The sequence below is a fragment of the Geomonas anaerohicana genome (genome assembly GCF_016458305.1).
Classification (GTDB): Bacteria; Desulfobacterota; Desulfuromonadia; order Geobacterales; family Geobacteraceae; genus Geomonas; species Geomonas anaerohicana.
Genome location: NZ_JAEMHL010000002.1, coordinates 52,047 through 69,718, shown reverse-complemented (window position 1 = coordinate 69,718; position 17,672 = coordinate 52,047). Strand labels below are relative to the sequence as shown.

The following is a 17,672-nucleotide window of genomic DNA, read 5'->3' as shown; positions in this document are numbered from 1 at the left end:
AGTTGCTCCTTAAGGCCTGGGAATGATGCCGGTGCGGCGCGTGCTCAGCGACCTGTTCTCTACCAGCGGAATCACCAGTTGCCGGTCGGTCTGGACCGACTTGATGGTGATGGCATCTTCGGTGACGTTGGAGACCTGGAACCTCGGCCCCACCTGGCTTCCCTTCTTGGCCAGGAATATCTCGCCTCCCTTGGAGAGGAACACGGTCCTTTCCGTCCCCTTCTTCAGGAAGCCCAGGAATACGAACTTGCCCAGTTCGGCCTCGTCCAGCTGCTCCTGGGTGGGCGGCGGAGGCGGGGGGGGGGGCGGCGCCACCACCGGCAATGCCTCGGGCAAGGGGGGCAGTTTCTTGAGCGGCGGCGGAGGCGGCGGCAGCTTGAGGGCAGACACCTTCTGCTCGTCCCTGAAGATGGGGGAGAAGATGTTGCGCCTGAAGCCGCTAAAGCCCGGCTTCTCCTGCTGCAGCTGTTCGAGATGGACCACGCCGGCAGCCGGCGCTGCCGCGGTCGCTTTCTGGGCAAGGTCCGGCTTCTTCCTGAGCACGGTGGCCTTGGCGCCGGGCTGATTCTTTAAGGTGGTCACCTGCTGCTGCCGGGGAGAGCGCACCACGGCGTAGACCACGGCCCCCACGAAGGCGACGAGCAGCAGGAAAAGCGCTAGTTTCTGGCGATTCATGCCCCCTCCGTCAGGTAAACCGTGGTCACGACCCTGAGGTTCACTTTTTCCTCGGTCGGGCTGCTGTTGCTAAGAGAGATGCTCTCGATGACCAGCATCTCCCGGTAGCGTGCCAGGTCGCCGAGGAAGCTCTTCAGCTCACCGTACTTGCCGGTCACGTTGAACGAGATGCCGTAGGTCACCACGCGGGTCCCCTTGACCTTCTCCCTGCCCGGCCGGTATGAGATGCCGGTCAGGGCCAGTGAGTTTTTCTTGGCGGTGTCGTAGAGCCGCCCCAAAAGCGCGGGGAGCTCTTTCTTGGCGATCAGGTGCTTGTTGAACTCTTCGAGGTCGCGCATCCCCTGCTGGTACTTGGTGGCGTCGGCCTGGGTCTCGCCGCGGGCGAGCGAGTCGCGCTTGGCAAACCAGGCCTGCTGGACCTTTTCCAGTTCAGGCTCCTGGTAGGCGGAGACGTAGACCTCTACCCCCAGTGCGAGCAGCGCCAGGAAAGCGATGAACGCGAAGGACTTGCGCCGGGCGGCGATCATGTCGAGTAGCATCTGGTAGTTCATCATTTACTGACCTTGCAGGAGATTGAGAAGCCGAACCCTTGCTGATCCTTGCCGACCTTGCGCTCGGTCTGGCTCAACAGGTACACCTCCGAGAAGTTGGGGGACTGCTCCATGTTCTCCAAAAGCGTGCGCAGACTGCCGAAGGAGAGCGCAAGACCGGACAGCTTCACGGACTGCGGGTCCAAGGTCGAGGGCTCCACCTGCGTCAGGGCCACCCCTCCCGGCACCACCAGTTCCAGCTTGTCCAAAAGGCCGAGCCAGTTCACGGACTTCTGGTCGATGAGCGTGTTGGCGAAGGCGATCTTGCTCTCCAGCGCCTTCATCTGCTCGGCGGGAACGGGGGGCGCACCGGTGGGGCCGCGGCTCGCGGCGGCGCTGTCGCTTTTGATCTTGTTGATCTCGACCTGGTTGTTGGCCACCTCGCGCACCAGGTAAACCAGCAGCAGCGCCAGGATGACGAAGGAGGCCGTCAGGATGGCGTTGAGCTGGGGCAGGTTGACGTAGCGCCTGGTAGCCAGGTTGATGGTCAGTTTCATATCACAGGCTCCTCAGCGCGGCGCCCAGGGCGCCGGCCAGCGCATGCAGCCCGGGGCGGTCCAGCCCCAGGGTCGAGCCTTGCCGGACCAGGCGTTCCATGTCGAGCAGCACCGGCTCCAGCCCGCTCGCCTCGGCCACCAGGGCGCGGAAGGACTCGGCGTCGCCGGGAGAGGCGGCACAGAAGACCTCGCTGACGCTCTGGCCCGTGCTCTGGTCGCCGTAGACCAGGAAGGAGCTGTTCACCTCGCGGAACAGGTTCTGCACCTCCCCTACCCCCTCCTTGGTGCGGTAGAAGCTCAGCACGCCGCCGTTGAAGATCAGCACCGTCATCGCCCCCTGGTAGAAGGTGACGAAGGCGCCGTCCTCGGAGAGGTCGAGCCTGGGCTGGAACAGGCGGTAGAGGTTGAAGGAGGTGAAGTCGATCAGCTTGGCCTCGAGACCCGCCTCGGAGAGGAGTTCCTCGTACTGCTGCACCACCGGCCGGGAGATCAGCGATACCAGCAGCGACACCGCTCCGTTTTCCTTCTCCTCCAGGGTCTGGTAGTCCAGGTGCACCGCGCTGATGTCGAAGGGAAGGCTCTTCTTGAGCTTCCAGCGGATGACGTCCAGCCCCTCCTCGCGGTTCTTGAAGCGGGCCTCCAGGTCGAGGAGCACCACGCGCCCCACGGCATCCGGCAGCGACACGCAGACGCTGCGCTCCTTGGTCAAAAGGCGCAGGTGCGCCTCCTTGAGCGCGGTGACGAACGCCTTGGGGTCGGTGACGTTGGGGTCGCGGCGCGACAGGGTCAAGAGTCCCGGCGCGAACGGCAGGGTGAGCCCCGCCTCGACCGTGGGGACCTTGCCGCCGCCGGCCAGGGCGAAACTGAACCCGGTGGCGGAGAGCTCGAGCCCGAGGCTTTTGCGGGACATTAGCATATCTGGCACCTATTCCACGAAGGTGACACGGTTGATCTCCTTAATCGTCGTCTCGCCGGCCAGCACCTTGGCCACGGCCGATTCCCTGAGGAACATGGTCCCGGCCGCCTTGGCGGCCTTCTTCAGGGCGGCGATCGGTGCCTTGGAAATGATCAGCTCGCGGATCTCGTCGTTTAAGTCGAGCAGTTCCACGATGGCGGAACGCCCCCGGTAGCCGGTGCCGTTGCAGTCGTCGCAGCCGCGCGCCTCGTACAGGGTGAGCCCGCGGGCGCGCTCCGGGTCGATGGCCGACTCGCGCAGTTCCTCGTCGGATACGGTGACCGCCTTCTTGCAGGAGGGGCAGATCTTGCGGACCAGGCGCTGCGCCATGACGCAGTTCAGGCAGGCGACGAAGTTGTAGGGGTCGATGCCCATGTGGGTGAAGCGGCCGATGACGTCGAAGACGTTGTTGGCATGCACGGTGGTGAACACCAGGTGACCGGTGAGCGCCGACTGCACGGCGATCTGGGCGGTCTCGGAGTCGCGGATCTCGCCGACCATGATCTTGTCCGGGTCGTGGCGCAACACGGAGCGCAGGCCGCGGGCGAAGGTGAGCCCCTTCTTCTCGTTGACCGGGATCTGGGTGATGCCGGAGAGGACATACTCGACCGGGTCCTCGATGGTGATGATCTTTTCGAGGCCGGTGTGGATCTCGGTGAGCGCGCCGTAGAGCGTGGTGGTCTTGCCGGAACCGGTGGGGCCGGTGACCAGCACCATGCCGTAGGGCTCCTTGATCATCTTGCGGAAACGCCTGATCTCGTGGGACGCCATGCCGAGCGTCTCCAGGGTGAGCCCCCTGAGGTCGCTGGCGATGCTCTCCTTGTCGAGGATACGGATGACCGCGTCCTCGCCGAAGGCGCTGGGCATGATCGAGACGCGGAAGTCGATGGACTTGGCGCCGATCCGGACCTTGAACCTGCCGTCCTGCGGGATGCGCCGCTCGGAGATGTCCAGTTCGCTCATGACCTTGAGCCTGGAGATGAGCGGCCCCTGGAAGTGGTTGTCGATCGGGTCGGTGGCCTTGTAGAGCACGCCGTCGATACGGTACTTGATGATGACCCCTTCCTGGGCGGTCTCGATGTGGATATCCGAGGCGCGCCGGGTCAGGGCGTCCAGGATGGTGGAGTTGACCAGCTTGATGATGGGGCTGGTGTCCGCGGAGACGTTCTCGACGGAGAGGATCTCCTCCCCCTTGTCGGTCTCGGTCACCAGCTGCAGCATGAAGTCTTCGGAGACTTCCTTGAGGACGCGGCTGGTCCCCTCGCCCCGCTTCAGGTGCTGGCTGATCTCGGAGTCGGCGGCCACCTTGAAGGTGAGCGGCCGCTCCAGGAGCAGGGACATCTCGTCCAGCTGCAGCACGGCGGTCGGGTCGGCGATGGCCACCACCAGGAGGTCGCCCTGCAGTTCCAGGGGGACGAAGTGGTAGCGGAACATCACCTCCGGGGGGACGATGTTGAACAGCGACTCGTCCGGGCGCACCCCTTTCAGGTCGACGAACTCCAGGCCGAACTGGAGCGCCAGCGCCTGGGCCAGCGCCACGTCCGTGATCAGCCCGTCGGCCATGCAGATGGCGCCCAGGCGCTCCTTGGTGCTCTGCTGCTTGTCCAGTGCGTAGGCCAGCTGGTCGTTGGTCAGCTCACCCTGCTCCAGGAGGATGTCACCCAGCCTCTGTCTTTTGAACGGCTTCAGCATGTTCCCTCTAGCTGACGGTGCTGGCGATCTTGAAGATCGGCAGGTACATGGTGACGATGATAGTACCGATGACCACCCCCATGACGATCATGATGGCAGGCTCGATGGCGGTGGTCAGCACGTGGAGGTTGCGTTCGATCTCGTCCTCGAAGTAGTCGGAGATGTCCCCGAGCATCTCCTCGAGGGCGCCGGTGGTCTCACCCACCGAGAGCATGCGCAGCGCCAGCGGCGGCAAGAGCTTCATGTTCTCCAGCGCGGTGGAGAGCTTGCTCCCCTCCTCGACCCGGTGCACTGCCATGAGCAGGCCGCGCTCCAGCACCTTGTTGTTCAGGGTCCCCACCGACATCCGCATCGCCTCGACGATCGGGATGCCGGAGCCGAGCACCGTGGCCAGGGTCCGGGTGAAGCCGGAGAGCGCGTAACGGATCACGACCGCACCGACGAAGGGGGTCTTGATCTTCATGCCGTCCACGGTGTAGCGCCCCGACTCGGTCTCCTTCCAGCGCCTGAAAATGGTCACGGCGCCGAAGATGAGGGCCACGAAGACCAGCAGGTAATGGCGCAGGAACCCGGTGAAGTTGATGAGCATCTGGGTCGGCACCGGCAGCGTGTTGCCGGAGTCGGCGTAGATGGTACTGAAGGTCGGCACCACGTAGATCAGGAGCACGGTGATGGCCACGAAGGCGACGACGACCAGGATGGCCGGGTAGAACATGGCGCCGATGATCTTGCCGCGGAACCCCTCGCTTCTCTTCAAAAAGGCGATGTAGCGCCTGATGGTCTGCGGCAGGTCACCGGTGCGCTCGCCGGCGCGGATCGAGGCGATGTAGAGCTGCGGAAAGACCCTCGGATACTTCTCGAAGGCCGTCGACAGCGCAAGCCCCCCCTTGATGTCCTCTCTGGCCGCGTTCAGTATCTCGTGCAGTTTCCCCGTGCCGGACTCGAGGATGGTATCCAGAGCCTGGATGATGGGGAGCCCCGCCTTCAGAAGCACCAGGAGTTCCTGGTTGAACAACAGTAGTTCCTTGTTGCCGATCTTCTTTCGGCCGATACCGGTGTCCTGCAGGAACTGGAACGGCTTCTTACGCACCTCGAAAACGACAAAGCCCTGCTCCTCCAGACTCTGACGCAGCAGAGCCTCACTGACAGAATCGAGTTCCTTGGTAAGAATTCGACCGTCGGAGGAACCTATTTTACAGGTATAAACGGGCATAAGATATTATGAGTACCACAAATATGAGAGAATTAAAACAGTAAACGGGAGCCGGTTCTGTCTACAACAGCCTCAGGCCTGCATCATGCCGATGATCCAGACCACGAAGAAGCCAACGACACCCGCTCCCCACTTGAGAGCGGCTTTCCCTTCGAACACATCCCGGGCCGGGAAGGCGCGCAGGATGAAAAAGATGGTGCAGGTCACGAAGCCCCACAGTCCGGCCACGCAGATAATCGACCACAGCGTCGAGGACATCATCCCCTCCCCTTGGGCAGCACCGCGCGCAGCAGCGACCCCAGCTTGAGTTTCCAGACCATGAGCACCGCCTCGCGCACGATCTTTTTGGACATCTTGGAGGTGCCGGCGTGGCGGTCGATGAAGATGATGGGAACCTCGCTGATGCGGAACCCCTTCTCCTTGCAGCGGTAGTTCATCTCGATCTGGAACGAGTAGCCGTCCGAACGGATGCTGGAGAGATCGATCCCCTTCAACGTCTCGGCGCGGAAGCACTTGAAGCCGCTGGTGCAGTCGGAGATGGTCAGGCCGGTGATCACCCTGGTGTAGACGCTGGCGAAGTAGCTCAGCATGAGCCGGCGCAGCGGCCAGTTCACCACGCTCACCCCGTTCAGGTAGCGCGACCCGATGACGAGGTCGGCCCGGCTGGTCTCCTCGAAGAAGTAGGGGATCATGGCGGGATCGTGGGAGAAGTCGGCGTCCATCTGCACCACGAGGTCGGCGCCCATGGCCAGGGCCTTGGCGAACCCCTCGCGGTACGCGGAGCCCAGTCCCAGCTTGCCGCTTCTGTGCAGCACCGAGACCCGCCCCGTTTCCGCGGCCAGCCCCTCGGCGAGGTCGCCGGTGCCGTCGGGCGAGTTGTCGTCCACCACCAAGAGTTCCAGTGCGGGGTGCAGGGCCAGGACCTGCCTGACCAGTTTTTCCAGGTTGTCTCTTTCGTTGTAGGTGGGGATCACCACGATTGGCTTGATGGGTTTCAAGGGGGGCTCGCTTTCCGTTTTACCTTGACGGCTAAAACCGCAGAATCAGGGGCGCTTGGGGAGTTAAACCTCCCCAGACAGAACATCGGAGAGGATAAACGATTTTCATCGGGCAAGTCAAGCTAAAGGGATTGCAGCAAAGGCGCCGGGGGCGGAGGTGGCCAGCGGCGCGCGGTGCCGGAACGCAAAAAAGGAAAGGCCGCCTGACATGGCGGCCTTTCCTTTTGATGGCGGGGTTGACGGGGCTCGAACCCGCGACTTCCAGCGTGACAGGCTGGCACTCTAACCGACTGAGCTACAACCCCAACTTGTGAACCCGTTAGCGGCGCTTCAAGGTTCAGTGTTTGAACCCGGAAGCCGGCAACGTGTCAGTTGGTAACGTTGAACGTTGAACGTTGAACGGATTTTCTGGTGGTGGGTGAAGAGGGGATCGAACCCCCGACATCCAGCTTGTAAGGCTGGCGCTCTCCCAGCTGAGCTATTCACCCAAATTTTATATGGCGGGGTTGACGGGGCTCGAACCCGCGACTTCCAGCGTGACAGGCTGGCACTCTAACCGACTGAGCTACAACCCCGCATCTACTACATCCCGAAGACCGGGATTTGTTAAGCGTTGAGCAGTTCCTTCAGGGTGTTGCCCGGCTTGAATTTCGGAGCGGTGGAAGCCGCGATCTCGATCTTCTTACCGGTCTGCGGGTTCTGACCGGTGCGGGCGGCGCGCTCGGCGACGCTGAAGGTGCCGAAGCCGACCAGGGTTACCTTGTCGCCGGCGGCGAGGCAGTTGGTCAGTGCATCAACAATCCCCGTGAGAGCCTTGTCTGCATCAACCTTGGTCAACTGTGCTTCTTCAGCAATGGCGCTTACCAGTTCTGCCTTGTTCATTAGCTCCTCCTAGGGGTGCATCGCAAAGTGAAATGAGTATATACCAGAGGCTCGTTCCGACTGTCAACCCTTTTTCTAATTTTTTTTCTAGTGCGGCACAACCGGGGTGTCACCCGCCGCTTGAGCTGCATCCGCATACAGAGCGGCTGCAGGGAGGCCGACCGGTGCCAGCAGCGCGTGGCCGAGCACCTCGTCCATGTGCGCCACCGGGTGCACGGTGAGCCCGGCCAGGATCTCTTTGGGCACCTCGGCCAGGTCCTTTTCGTTCTCCTTGGGGATCAAGACGGTACGGATGCCGCCCCGCCCTGCCGCCAAGAGTTTCTCCTTCAGTCCGCCGATGGGGAGCACGGTGCCGCGCAGGGTCACCTCGCCGGTCATGGCGATGTCGCGGCGCACCGGCCTCCTGGTCAGCGCCGAGGTGAGCGCGCAGGCCATGGCGATACCGGCCGAGGGGCCGTCCTTGGGTATCGCCCCTTCCGGGACGTGGATATGGATGTCGAGATGCTGGTAGAAGTCCTTGGCGAAGCCCAAAAGCTCGCCGCGGGAACGGACGTAGGTCATGGCCGCCTGCGCCGACTCCTGCATCACCTCGCCCAGCTTCCCGGTCACGGTCAGCTTTCCCTTGCCGGGCAGCGAGACCACCTCGATGTTGAGCAGTTCCCCCCCCACCTCGGTCCAGGCCAGACCGGTGACGAGGCCGATGGCGTCCTCCTGCCCGATCTCACCGTACTTGTAGCGGGCGGGTCCCAGGTAGCCGGCAATCTGCTTGGGCTGGACGGTGCGGCGCAGCTTGCCCCCCTCGGCAACGGCGAAGGCGATCTTGCGGCAGATGGAGCCGATCTCGCGCTCCAGGTTGCGCACCCCCGCCTCGCGGGTGTAGCGGCGCACCAGTTCCAGAAGGGCGGCGTCGGTGAAGCTGATTCCCTTCCCCGCAAGCCCGTTGGCCTCGGCCTGTTTCGGGATCAGGTACTGGCGGGCGATGGCGAGCTTCTCGTGCTCGGTGTAGCCGTCCAGCCGCACCACCTCCATGCGGTCCAGCAGCGGGCGCGGGATGGAGTGGCTGGAGTTGGCCGTGGTGATGAACATCACCTTGGACAGGTCGTAGTCGAGGTCGAGGAAGTGGTCGTTGAAGCAGGCGTTCTGCTCCGGATCGAGCACCTCGAGGAGCGCCGAGGCGGGGTCGCCGCGGAAGTCGGAACTCATCTTGTCGATCTCGTCCAGGAGGAACACGGGGTTCGAGGAGCCGCACTTCTTGAGCGACTGGATGATGCGCCCCGGCATCGCCCCCACGTAGGTGCGCCGGTGCCCGCGGATCTCGGCCTCGTCGCGCACCCCGCCCAGCGAGATCTTGACGAAGTCGCGGCCGGTCGCCTTGGCCACCGAGCGCGCCAGCGAAGTCTTGCCCACACCGGGGGGGCCGACCAGGCAGAGGATGGGCCCCTTCATGCCCGGCGCGAGCGCGTTCACCGCCAGGAACTCGAGGATCCTCAGCTTCACCTTCTCGAGGCCATAGTGGTCGCCGTCCAGGCGGGCGCGCGCCTGCTGGATGTCGCGTTTTTCGTCGGCGTAGGCGCCCCAGGGGAGTGCCAGCAGCCAGTCCACGTAGTTTCTCACCACGGCCGCCTCGGCGGACATGGGGGACATGAACTTCAGCTTCTTGATCTCGGCCTGCACCTTCTGCTTGGCTTCGGCAGACAGCGGCAGCTTGGCGGCCTTCGCCTCCAGCCCCCTGAGTTCCTGCTTGAACTCGTCCTTGCCCCCAAGCTCCTTCTGGATGGCGCGGATCTGCTCGTTCAGGTAGTAATCCTTCTGGGTCTTCTCCATCTGCTTCTTGACCCGGGCATGGATCTTCTTCTCGATCTGCAGGATCTCGATCTCGGCGCCCATGAGCGACAACAGGCGCTCCATGCGCCGCGCCGGCTGCACCGCGGCCAACAGTTCCTGCTTCTGCGCCACCTTCAGGTTCAGGTGCGGGGCGATGGTGTCGGCCATGCGCGAGGCGTCGGCGATACCCTGCACCGACTGCAGGATCTCGGCCGGCACCGAACTGTTCAGCTCCACGTAGTTCTCGAAGGAAGCGAGCACGCCGCGCTTCAGCGCCTCGACCTCGGTCACGTTGGCGTTCTTCTCGGTGAGGGTCTCCACCTCGACCTCGAAGTAGTCGCTCCGGTCGCTGAAGGAGACGATGGAACCGCGCCGTTTCCCTTCCACCAGCACCTTGACGGTGCCGTCGGGGAGCTTCAAAAGCTGGATCACCTGGCACAGCGTACCCACCGTGTAGATGTCGCCCGGCTCCGGGTCCTCGGTCTTGGCGTTTTTCTGGGTGGCAAGCAGGATCAGCTTGTCGTTCTGGGCCATGGCGGCCTCGAGGGCGAGCACCGACTTCTCACGCCCCACGAACAGAGGTATCACCATGTGCGGGAAGATCACGATGTCCCGTAAAGGAAAGAGAGGGAACCTTTCCGGATTCCCTCTCTTCTTACGTCTGCTGCTGGTTTCTTCAGTCATATGTCCCTGTTAGGCGCTTTCCGCCACGTTCTCATAGACGATGATCGGTTTTTCCTTGCTGTAGATCACCTCTTCGCTGATGACCACCTCTTTGACCATGCTCTGGGACGGGATCTCGTACATGATGTCGAGCATCGCGTTCTCCAGGATGGAACGCAGGCCGCGGGCGCCGGTCTTTCTCTTGAGCGCTTCGCGGGCGATGGCGATCAGGGAGCCGTCGGTGAACTTCAGCTTCACGTGCTCCATCTCGAACAGCTTCTGGTACTGCTTGATCAGTGCGTTCTTGGGCTCCTTGAGGATCTGCACCATGGCCTCCTCGTCCAGCTCGGACAGCGAGGCGAGCATGGGGAGACGGCCCACGAACTCGGGGATGAACCCGAACTTCAACAGGTCCTCGGGGGTGACGCCGGCCAGCAGCTCGCCGGCCTTCTTCTCGACCTTCTTCTTGACGTCGGCCCCGAAGCCCAGGGTCTTCACGCCGATCCTCTGCTGGATGATGTTGTCCAGGCCCGGGAAGGCGCCGCCGCAGATGAAGAGGATGTTGGTGGTGTCCACCTTCAGGAACTCCTGCTGCGGGTGCTTGCGGCCCCCCTTGGGCGGTACGCTGGCGATGGTCCCCTCGATGATCTTCAAGAGCGCCTGCTGCACCCCTTCACCGGAAACGTCGCGGGTGATGGACGGGGAATCGGACTTCCTGGCGATCTTGTCGATCTCGTCGATGTAGATGATCCCCTTCTGCGCCTTCTCCACGTCGTAATCGGCGGCCTGAAGGAGGGTCAGGATGATGTTCTCGACGTCCTCGCCCACGTAGCCCGCCTCGGTGAGGTTGGTGGCGTCCGCCATGGCGAACGGCACCTTGAGGATGCGGGCCAGGGTCTGGGCCAGCAGCGTCTTGCCCGAGCCGGTGGGGCCCAAAAGCAGGATGTTGCTCTTCTGCATCTCGACGTCGCCCGGCTTGGTCGGCGCCTCGACGCGCTTGTAGTGGTTGTACACCGCGACGGCCAGAACCTTCTTGGCGCGGGCCTGCCCGATGACGTACTCATCCAGGACTTCCTTGATCTCCTGCGGCTTGGGGAGCTTGCGGACGTCCGGGCCGGAGGTGTCTTCAAGCTTGGACTCCTCCGCGATGATGTCGTTGCAAAGTTCGATGCACTCGTCGCAGATGTAGACCGTAGGCCCCGCAATAAGCTTCTTCACCTCTTCCTGGCTCTTCCCGCAAAAGGAACAGATCAGCGTATCGGAACGGTCATCTCTTCTGCTCAATTGGCACCTCCGGTGACAACGTTTCTAGTCACAATGGCATCTATAATACCATATGTCTTTGCCTCTTCGCCCGACATAAAATAGTCGCGCTCTGTATCGGCAGCCACTTTTTCTACGTTCTGACCGGTATGCTCAGCCAGAAGTTCATTGAGCTGGTCCTTCATGCGCAGGATCTCCTTGGCGTGGATGTGGATGTCCGTCGCCTGCCCCTGGAAACCTCCCAGCGGCTGGTGGATCATGATGCGCGAGTTGGCCAGGGAGAAGCGCTTCCCTTTCTCACCGCCCGACAGCAGGAAGGCGCCCATGGAGGCCGCCTGCCCGATGCAGATGGTCGACACCGGCGCCTTGATGTAGCGCATGGTGTCGTAGATCGCCATCCCGGCGGTGACCACACCGCCGGGGGAGTTGATGTAGAGATGGATGTCCTTGTCGGGATCCTCGGCCTCCAGGAAGAGGAGCTGCGCGATCACCAGGTTGGCGACGTTGTCGTCGATGCCGCCACCCAGGAAGATGATCCTGTCCTTCAGAAGGCGCGAATAGATGTCGTACGACCTCTCGCCCCGGCCAGTCTGCTCCACTACTATCGGTACCAGCATGGAATCTCCTATTTGCTTTCCGCCTTGGGAACCTCGGTCACCTTGGCGCGCTCGGTGATGAACTGCACCGCCTTGTCTTCCCTCATCTGGGCCATCAGGCTGTCCTTGGCCCGCTCGTTGGTCTTGTACAGCTGCGCCACCTTCTCCAGCGGCTGGCCGGTCTGGGCGGAGATCTGGCCCAGCTGCGCCTGGAACTCCTCCTCGGTCACCACGACCGACTCCTTCTCGGCCACGGCGTCGACGATGACGGAACCCTTGACCTGGTCGCGGGCGGCGTCACGGAACTGGGTCTTGTAGCTCTCGTCGGTCATCCCCATCATCTCCAGGGACATCCTCTGCGACGCGAGGCGCTGCTTGGTGTTCTCCAGCATCATGGTCACCTGGCGATCGACCAGGGCCTCGGGGACCTCGACCGGGTTCTTCTCGATGAGCGCCTTGAAGACGTTCTCACGCAGGTCGTGGTTGATGCGGGACTCTTCCTGGGCCTGGTTGATCTCGGCCAGTTTGGCCTTCAGCAGGTCGAGGGTCTCGAACTCCTCGCCGAACTCCTTGGCGAAGTCGTCGTTCAGCTCGGGGAGCTCCTTGACCTTGATTTCTTTCACCGTGATCTCGAAGTCCGCCGGCTTGCCGGCCAGCTCCGCGGAGCCGTAACCTTCCGGGAAGGTCACCTTGATGGTGCTGTTGGTCCCGACGGTCATGCCGACCATCTGGTCCTCGAAGCCCGGGATGAAGCGGCCGGAACCCAGCTCGAGCTGGAAGTCCTCGGCGGCACCCCCCTCGAAGGGAACGCCTTCGATGGAACCCTTGAAGTCGAAGGTGACGAAATCGCCCAGGGCAGCGGCGTGGCCTTCCGGAGCCGGTGCCAACTGCGCCATGCGCTCCTGCATCTCCTTGAGGCGGGCATCGACCGCTGCGGGGTCGAGCACCAGCTGCTCCTTCTCAACCTCGAGGCCGAGGTATTCCTTCAGTTCGACTTCCGGGAATACTTCGATCACTGCCGAGTACTTGAACGGTTCGCCCTTCTTGAGCAGATCGCTTTCGATCACCGGGTAGGATACCGGGTTCAGCCCCTTTTCCTCGACAGCCTTGAAGTAGCTCTCGTGAACCAGGTTCTTGACCACGTCCTCAGCCATCTTCTCGCCGTAGTGTTTCTCGATCAGGCTCATCGGGACCTTGCCCTTACGGAACCCTTTTATCGCGGCATGCTTTCTTATTTCGGCATAGGCCTTGTCAACTTCAGCAGAAACTTTGTCCGCCGGGATTTCGAAGTTCAACTTTTTCTTGATGCTGTTGACCGTTTCAACACTAATCTGCATGGAAAATCCTCTCTTTGTTCACTTTATATGGCAGGCTCTCTGCCGTAAGGCCTCGTGCATGATTGTCTGGGCGGGGGTTGTGGTGACGGGTCTGTCGGGGCATCCGCTAGAAAAGCTGCCTCCCGGGAAGGGCTTTGGCACCGGCGCTGTTCGCTTAGGGCGCGCGACAAGAGGGTAAAGTAGCAAAGAGGAAGGGAACTTGTCAATATAGAATTGGTTTCGCTTTAAACGCTTACGGCCCCGAAGGGCCGTCCACGGCGGCACTTCGCCGCAACACGTGCCGTGGTTTGATCGCCCCGGAACCGGGCGCCGGAGCACGAAAAAGCCGCCCCCCGGATGGGGGGCGGCGGCAGGCAAAAGCAGGCTAGTAGGCCTCGTGGTCGGCGGCCACCGCCTCGGCGGTAACCGTTCCCCGGAAGAGCCGGTACACCCAGATCTTGTACAGGATCACCACCGGCACGAAGGTGAAGGCCACCCCGGTCATGATCTGCAGCGTGTACTCCGAGGAGGAGCTGTTGTAGATGGTGAGGCTGGACAGGGCGTCCATGCTGGACGGGATCAGGTTGGGGAACAGCCCGATCACCCCGGTCCCGACCACGCCCAGGATGGTGACGCAGGAGGCGGCGAAGGCGGCCAGGGTGTTGCCGGCGCCCAGCAGCAGGCGCACACCGACCAGGGCCGCCACGGCAACAAGCGGCGCCACCAGGAGGACCGGGGCCTTCAAATAATTGTCATAGAGCTTGGTCGCGAAGTTGGTGTAGCCCAGGAAGGCGACCGCCACCACGAGGAGCGGGACCCAGAGGGTGCGGGCCAGGGACTCGGCGCGCCGGCTCAGGCCGCCGGTGCTCTTCACCGCGACGTAGAGGGCGCCGTGCTCCAGGAACAGCATCACGAAGAGCAGGCCGCTCACGATGCCGTAGGGGTTCAAAAGGGCGATGAGGGAGCCGTGGTAACCGGCCTTGTCCATGGGCAGGCCCGCGAAGATGTTGCCGAAGGCGACCCCGAAGAGGAGCGCCGGCACGAAGCTCGACAGGACGATGGCCCAGTCCCAGCAGCCGCGCCAGGTGGCGCCCTCTTCCTTGCTGCGGAACTCGAAGGAGACACCGCGCACGATGAGTGCGAAGAGCAGCAGCAGAAGCGGCGTGTACAGGTAGCTGAACATGAGCGCGTAGGTGGTCGGGAAGGCGGCGAAGGTGGCGCCGCCGGCGGTGATCAGCCAGACCTCGTTGCCGTCCCATACCGGCCCGAAACTGTTGATGACGACGCGCCGCTCCAGGTCGGTCCTGCCCAGCACGCGGTGCAGCATCCCCGCCCCCAGCACGAAGCCGTCCAGCATGAAATAGACCGCCCACAGAACGCCCCAAAGTACAAACCATACGATATGCAGATCCATTGTCCCCCCCTAGTTTCTGAAGGCGTTGCTAGCGCCGACGTGAGTTTCTTCAGGCCCTTTGCGGGCGAATTTGGCCAACAGGTAGATATCCACGAAGCCCAAAAGGCCGTAGAGCAGCGTGAAGCCCAAAAGCGAGCCGATCACCTGCGACATCTCCAGGGACTTGGAAACCGCGTCCGAAGTCTTCATGATGCCGTAGACGATCCAGGGCTGACGCCCCACCTCGGAAACGATCCAGCCAAGCTGGTTGGCGATGTAGGGGAGCGGGATGCAGAGCACCAAAAGCTTCAGGAACAGGGGGTACTTCTCCAGCAGGCCGTTCTTGGACAGGAACAGCCCCGCAGCCGACAGCAGGATGAACAGGGTGCCCAGACCGACCATCAGGCGGAAGCTCAGGAATACCGGGAGTACCGGCGGACGCTCGTCCTTGGGGAAGGAGGTGATGCCGCGGATCTGGGCGTTGGTGTCGTGGAAGGCGAGGAAGCTCAGCAGGCCCGGCACCGGGAGCGCGGTGACCAGGTTGCACTCGTTCTTCTCGTCCGGGAAGGCGATCAGGTGCATGGGAGCGTTGTTACAGGAATTCCAGACCGCCTCCATGGCGGCGAACTTGGCGGGCTGGGTCTTGGCGACGTCGGCCGCGTGGAAGTCGCCGATGACGCCGACCATTATGGAGGCGGCCAGGGCGAAGACGGCGGCCATACCGAAGGAGGCCTTGAAGAACTCGCGGTTGCGCGCCTTGAGCAGGTGGTAGGCGGAGATCCCCATTACGAAGAAGCCGGCCACGGTGTAACCGGACACGATCTGGTGCCCGAATTTCAGCAGGCCGAAGGGGTTGGTGATGAGCGCCATGAAGTCCACCATCTCGGCGCGGCCGTTTCTGAGCACGTAGCCCACCGGGTGCTGCATCCAGCCGTTGGCCAGGAGGATCCAGAGCCCGGAGAGGTTGGTCGCCAGCGCCACCAGCCAGATGGAGACCGCGTGGAACCTTTTGCCCACCTTCTCCCAGCCAAAGGCCCAGACCCCGATGAACACGCTTTCCATGAAGAAGGCCACGGTGGCCTCGATGGCCAGCGGCGCCCCGAAGATGTCGCCGACGTAGCGCGAGTACTCGGCCCAGTTCATGCCGAACTGGAACTCCATGGTAATCCCGGTCACCACGCCGAGGGCGAAGTTGATCAGGAACAGCTTGCCCCAGAACTTCGTCATCCTCTTGTACATCTCGTTGCCGGTCAGCACGTAGCGGGTCTCCATCATCGCTACCAGGACCGACAATCCCAGGGTGAGGGGGACGAAAATGAAGTGGAACATGCTGGTGATGGCAAACTGCAGCCTGCTCAGGGTTAGTACATCCATGATTCGCTCCTTAGATAAAAATGAACAGTTTGGCCCTTGGGCCGTTTCCCAGCCTTACTTGATATTAGCGGTCACAAAAGACCAACAGGACCTTCTTTATCTTAATTGTAGACAAAAATTTTTTACACGCTACGGCTCAGGACTCGGGGTTCCGCGCCAGGGTATCGATAGTGACACCGTCCAGAATATGGACCACTTCGGTCTGCACCTGTTTCCAAACGGCATGAACGCGGCAAGGGCCTCCCCTGTCGCAGGCGCTGCCCAGCAGGCAGCGGTTGGGGAGAATGGGCCCCTCGACGGCCTCGACCACTTCACGCAGGGTGATGGCGGACGCCGGACGCGCCAGCACGAAGCCACCGCCGGTACCGCGCGAGGAGGTGACCAGGCCGAGTTTGGCGAAGCTCTGGAAGATTTTGGCAAGGAAGGTCTGCGGCACCTCGGCGGCAGCGGCAATCTCGCTGATCAGGGAGACCCGCCCCGGCGGCTGCTGCGCCAGGTAGATGATGCCACGGATTGCGTATTCGCCCTTGCGGGTCAGTTCCATCATAAAAACACCTTTAGGACCAATTTGATCCCTTTTATAACCGACCCCCCTGATCCTGTCAAGACAAAATCATGGGAGGGAAAACTTTCTCTCGGCGGTAGCAGGTCCAGTTCGGGCAAGGTGCGCGAAGCGGGTGCGCTCAGGCTACGGACGGCGCATCCACGCATCCACGCATCCACGCATCCACGCATCCACGCATCCACGCATCCACGCATCCACGCATCCACGCATCCGGCGCATCCGGCGCATCCGGCGCATCGATACGGCGGCGCGGTGCGATGGCAAAAACTGTAAAGAAGGGGTAACAAAAAGAGGGGGCGTCGGAGACGTCCCCCCTTGGTGTCTTTATGATGTGGGATCAGCCCAGGAGGCTGTTGAAGTTCCTGGCTCTGTTGGCAAGGATGGTAGGATCGAGCACCTCTCCACAGCAGGTGCATTTCCAGGCATCGAAAGATCTCACGAAGTCGTAATATTTTTCCGCAAACATCCGACCTTTGCATTTAGGGCATTTCATAAGCCGTACCTCCCAACAAAAAGTTGATTAAAGAACTTCATGTGGGATCGTATAATTCACGCGACATGCCAAGATCGGAAATCTAAACAAACTGTAATCTAAGCAGTACTCCTTTTGGAAGGAACCATCGCAAAAAGGCCTCCTTAGCGACCATTAGAAATACTTACGAATCGCCGCCAACGTCCCTTCACCGATCCCCGGCACCCGCAGCAGCCCCTCCACGGAACCAAAAGCGCCATTTTCCTGACGGTCGGCCATGATACGTCGGGAAAGTGCCGGTCCGATGCCGGGGAGCAGGTCCCATTCCTCCTCCTGGAGCAGGTCGGGGTGCAGCGGTATATTGAGGACCATCCTCTCCTTGGCACCCATTTTAGACAAATATATCGAAGACTTACCGCTACCACCTTGAGCCACGGTCACCACATCGCCGCTGGCGAGAACCCGAGTGACGGGGCCCCTGACGCTTGCCGGCGCCGCCGCGTCATGCACCGTCATTTTAATGGCGGTGCCTGCGGTAGCGCCAACCGGCAGGCGGTAAACACCCGGTCGGGCGACCTTTCCGGCGATGCGCACCGTGATCCCCTGCCCCGTATAACGGGAAAAGGCCGCGCCCTCACCCGTAGGGGTGGGAACGCGGCCTTTAAAGTACAGCGAGAGGGAGAGGAGCAGGGCGAGACACCAAA

General features: G+C 62.1%; 17 protein-coding genes and 3 tRNA genes. All 20 read right to left on the bottom strand.

The window, feature by feature from the left end; all coding sequences use genetic code 11:
• Positions 1 to 9 precede the first annotated feature (9 nt).
• Positions 10 to 675, bottom strand: a complete 666-nt coding sequence (locus JFN91_RS03700; RefSeq protein ID WP_199387866.1) for a type II secretion system protein PulP — start codon at positions 673 to 675, stop codon at positions 10 to 12.
• Positions 672 to 1,229, bottom strand: a complete 558-nt coding sequence (gene pilO, locus JFN91_RS03695; protein ID WP_236014939.1) for a type 4a pilus biogenesis protein PilO — start codon at positions 1,227 to 1,229, stop codon at positions 672 to 674. Before pilO ends, JFN91_RS03700 begins: the two co-directional genes overlap by 4 nt.
• Complete coding sequence (locus JFN91_RS03690) at positions 1,226 to 1,762, bottom strand: PilN domain-containing protein (protein ID WP_199387865.1); 537 nt, start codon at positions 1,760 to 1,762, stop codon at positions 1,226 to 1,228. The genes pilO and JFN91_RS03690 overlap by 4 nt, the downstream gene beginning before the upstream one ends.
• Position 1,763: 1 nt before the next feature.
• Entirely contained in the window at positions 1,764 to 2,672 is a 909-nt protein-coding gene (gene pilM, locus JFN91_RS03685; protein WP_236014938.1) for a type IV pilus biogenesis protein PilM, read from the bottom strand.
• A gap of 15 nt (positions 2,673 to 2,687) precedes the next feature.
• Positions 2,688 to 4,409: a GspE/PulE family protein gene (locus JFN91_RS03680; RefSeq protein WP_199387863.1), complete on the bottom strand. Its 1,722-nt coding sequence runs from the start codon at positions 4,407 to 4,409 to the stop codon at positions 2,688 to 2,690.
• 7 nt (positions 4,410 to 4,416) lie between these two features.
• Positions 4,417 to 5,622: a type II secretion system F family protein gene (locus tag JFN91_RS03675; protein ID WP_199387862.1), complete on the bottom strand. Its 1,206-nt coding sequence runs from the start codon at positions 5,620 to 5,622 to the stop codon at positions 4,417 to 4,419.
• Between the two features lie 72 nt (positions 5,623 to 5,694).
• Entirely contained in the window at positions 5,695 to 5,880 is a 186-nt protein-coding gene (locus JFN91_RS03670) for a hypothetical protein (RefSeq protein WP_199387861.1), read from the bottom strand.
• Complete coding sequence (locus JFN91_RS03665) at positions 5,880 to 6,620, bottom strand: polyprenol monophosphomannose synthase (RefSeq protein WP_215907276.1); 741 nt, start codon at positions 6,618 to 6,620, stop codon at positions 5,880 to 5,882. The genes JFN91_RS03670 and JFN91_RS03665 overlap by 1 nt, the downstream gene beginning before the upstream one ends.
• Before the next feature lie 228 nt (positions 6,621 to 6,848).
• Positions 6,849 to 6,925 (bottom strand) — tRNA-Asp (locus JFN91_RS03660).
• Positions 6,926 to 7,032: 107 nt separating this feature from the next.
• Positions 7,033 to 7,108 (bottom strand) — tRNA-Val (locus JFN91_RS03655).
• A gap of 10 nt (positions 7,109 to 7,118) precedes the next feature.
• Positions 7,119 to 7,195 (bottom strand) — tRNA-Asp (locus tag JFN91_RS03650).
• A 31-nt stretch (positions 7,196 to 7,226) separates the two neighbouring features.
• Entirely contained in the window at positions 7,227 to 7,502 is a 276-nt protein-coding gene (locus JFN91_RS03645) for an HU family DNA-binding protein (RefSeq protein ID WP_199387860.1), read from the bottom strand.
• A gap of 87 nt (positions 7,503 to 7,589) precedes the next feature.
• Entirely contained in the window at positions 7,590 to 10,010 is a 2,421-nt protein-coding gene (gene lon, locus JFN91_RS03640; RefSeq protein WP_199387859.1) for an endopeptidase La, read from the bottom strand.
• Positions 10,011 to 10,019: 9 nt separating this feature from the next.
• The gene (gene clpX / locus JFN91_RS03635) at positions 10,020 to 11,273 is read right to left on the bottom strand and encodes an ATP-dependent Clp protease ATP-binding subunit ClpX (RefSeq protein WP_183348987.1); all 1,254 of its coding nucleotides are present in this window, start codon (positions 11,271 to 11,273) and stop codon (positions 10,020 to 10,022) included.
• Positions 11,270 to 11,869, bottom strand: coding sequence for an ATP-dependent Clp endopeptidase proteolytic subunit ClpP (gene clpP / locus JFN91_RS03630; protein ID WP_199387858.1), 600 nt, complete (start codon positions 11,867 to 11,869; stop codon positions 11,270 to 11,272). The genes clpX and clpP overlap by 4 nt, the downstream gene beginning before the upstream one ends.
• 8 nt (positions 11,870 to 11,877) lie before the next feature.
• On the bottom strand, positions 11,878 to 13,185 hold the full coding sequence (tig, locus tag JFN91_RS03625) for a trigger factor (RefSeq protein WP_199387857.1): 1,308 nt from the start codon (positions 13,183 to 13,185) through the stop codon (positions 11,878 to 11,880).
• A 364-nt stretch (positions 13,186 to 13,549) separates the two neighbouring features.
• The gene (gene cydB / locus JFN91_RS03620; protein ID WP_199387856.1) at positions 13,550 to 14,578 is read right to left on the bottom strand and encodes a cytochrome d ubiquinol oxidase subunit II; all 1,029 of its coding nucleotides are present in this window, start codon (positions 14,576 to 14,578) and stop codon (positions 13,550 to 13,552) included.
• Between the two features lie 9 nt (positions 14,579 to 14,587).
• Positions 14,588 to 15,931 carry a cytochrome ubiquinol oxidase subunit I gene (locus JFN91_RS03615; protein ID WP_215907275.1) on the bottom strand — a complete coding sequence of 448 codons (1,344 nt, stop codon included), beginning with the start codon at positions 15,929 to 15,931 and terminating at the stop codon, positions 14,588 to 14,590.
• Between the two features lie 136 nt (positions 15,932 to 16,067).
• Positions 16,068 to 16,478 carry an RrF2 family transcriptional regulator gene (locus JFN91_RS03610; RefSeq protein ID WP_199387855.1) on the bottom strand — a complete coding sequence of 137 codons (411 nt, stop codon included), beginning with the start codon at positions 16,476 to 16,478 and terminating at the stop codon, positions 16,068 to 16,070.
• A 664-nt stretch (positions 16,479 to 17,142) separates the two neighbouring features.
• A complete protein-coding gene (locus tag JFN91_RS22375) occupies positions 17,143 to 17,562 on the bottom strand; it encodes a ComEA family DNA-binding protein (RefSeq protein ID WP_328745618.1) in 420 nt (139 codons plus the stop codon).
• Positions 17,563 to 17,672: the final 110 nt, after the last annotated feature.

Bases quoted from the DNA above. Each gene is read 5' to 3' on its own strand.
- JFN91_RS03610 (WP_199387855.1), bottom strand. From the start codon at position 16,478: ATGATGGAACTGACCCGCAAGGGCGAATACGCAATCCGTGGCATCATC.
- clpP (WP_199387858.1), bottom strand. From the start codon at position 11,869: ATGCTGGTACCGATAGTAGTGGAGCAGACTGGCCGGGGCGAGAGGTCG.
- tig (WP_199387857.1), bottom strand. From the start codon at position 13,185: ATGCAGATTAGTGTTGAAACGGTCAACAGCATCAAGAAAAAGTTGAAC.
- pilO (WP_236014939.1), bottom strand. From the start codon at position 1,229: ATGATGAACTACCAGATGCTACTCGACATGATCGCCGCCCGGCGCAAG.
- JFN91_RS03680 (WP_199387863.1), bottom strand. From the start codon at position 4,409: ATGCTGAAGCCGTTCAAAAGACAGAGGCTGGGTGACATCCTCCTGGAG.
- JFN91_RS03645 (WP_199387860.1), bottom strand. From the start codon at position 7,502: ATGAACAAGGCAGAACTGGTAAGCGCCATTGCTGAAGAAGCACAGTTG.
- JFN91_RS03670 (WP_199387861.1), bottom strand. From the start codon at position 5,880: ATGTCCTCGACGCTGTGGTCGATTATCTGCGTGGCCGGACTGTGGGGC.
- JFN91_RS03615 (WP_215907275.1), bottom strand. From the start codon at position 15,931: ATGGATGTACTAACCCTGAGCAGGCTGCAGTTTGCCATCACCAGCATG.
- pilM (WP_236014938.1), bottom strand. From the start codon at position 2,672: ATGTCCCGCAAAAGCCTCGGGCTCGAGCTCTCCGCCACCGGGTTCAGT.
- lon (WP_199387859.1), bottom strand. From the start codon at position 10,010: ATGACTGAAGAAACCAGCAGCAGACGTAAGAAGAGAGGGAATCCGGAA.
- JFN91_RS03675 (WP_199387862.1), bottom strand. From the start codon at position 5,622: ATGCCCGTTTATACCTGTAAAATAGGTTCCTCCGACGGTCGAATTCTT.
- JFN91_RS03690 (WP_199387865.1), bottom strand. From the start codon at position 1,762: ATGAAACTGACCATCAACCTGGCTACCAGGCGCTACGTCAACCTGCCC.
- cydB (WP_199387856.1), bottom strand. From the start codon at position 14,578: ATGGATCTGCATATCGTATGGTTTGTACTTTGGGGCGTTCTGTGGGCG.
- JFN91_RS03700 (WP_199387866.1), bottom strand. From the start codon at position 675: ATGAATCGCCAGAAACTAGCGCTTTTCCTGCTGCTCGTCGCCTTCGTG.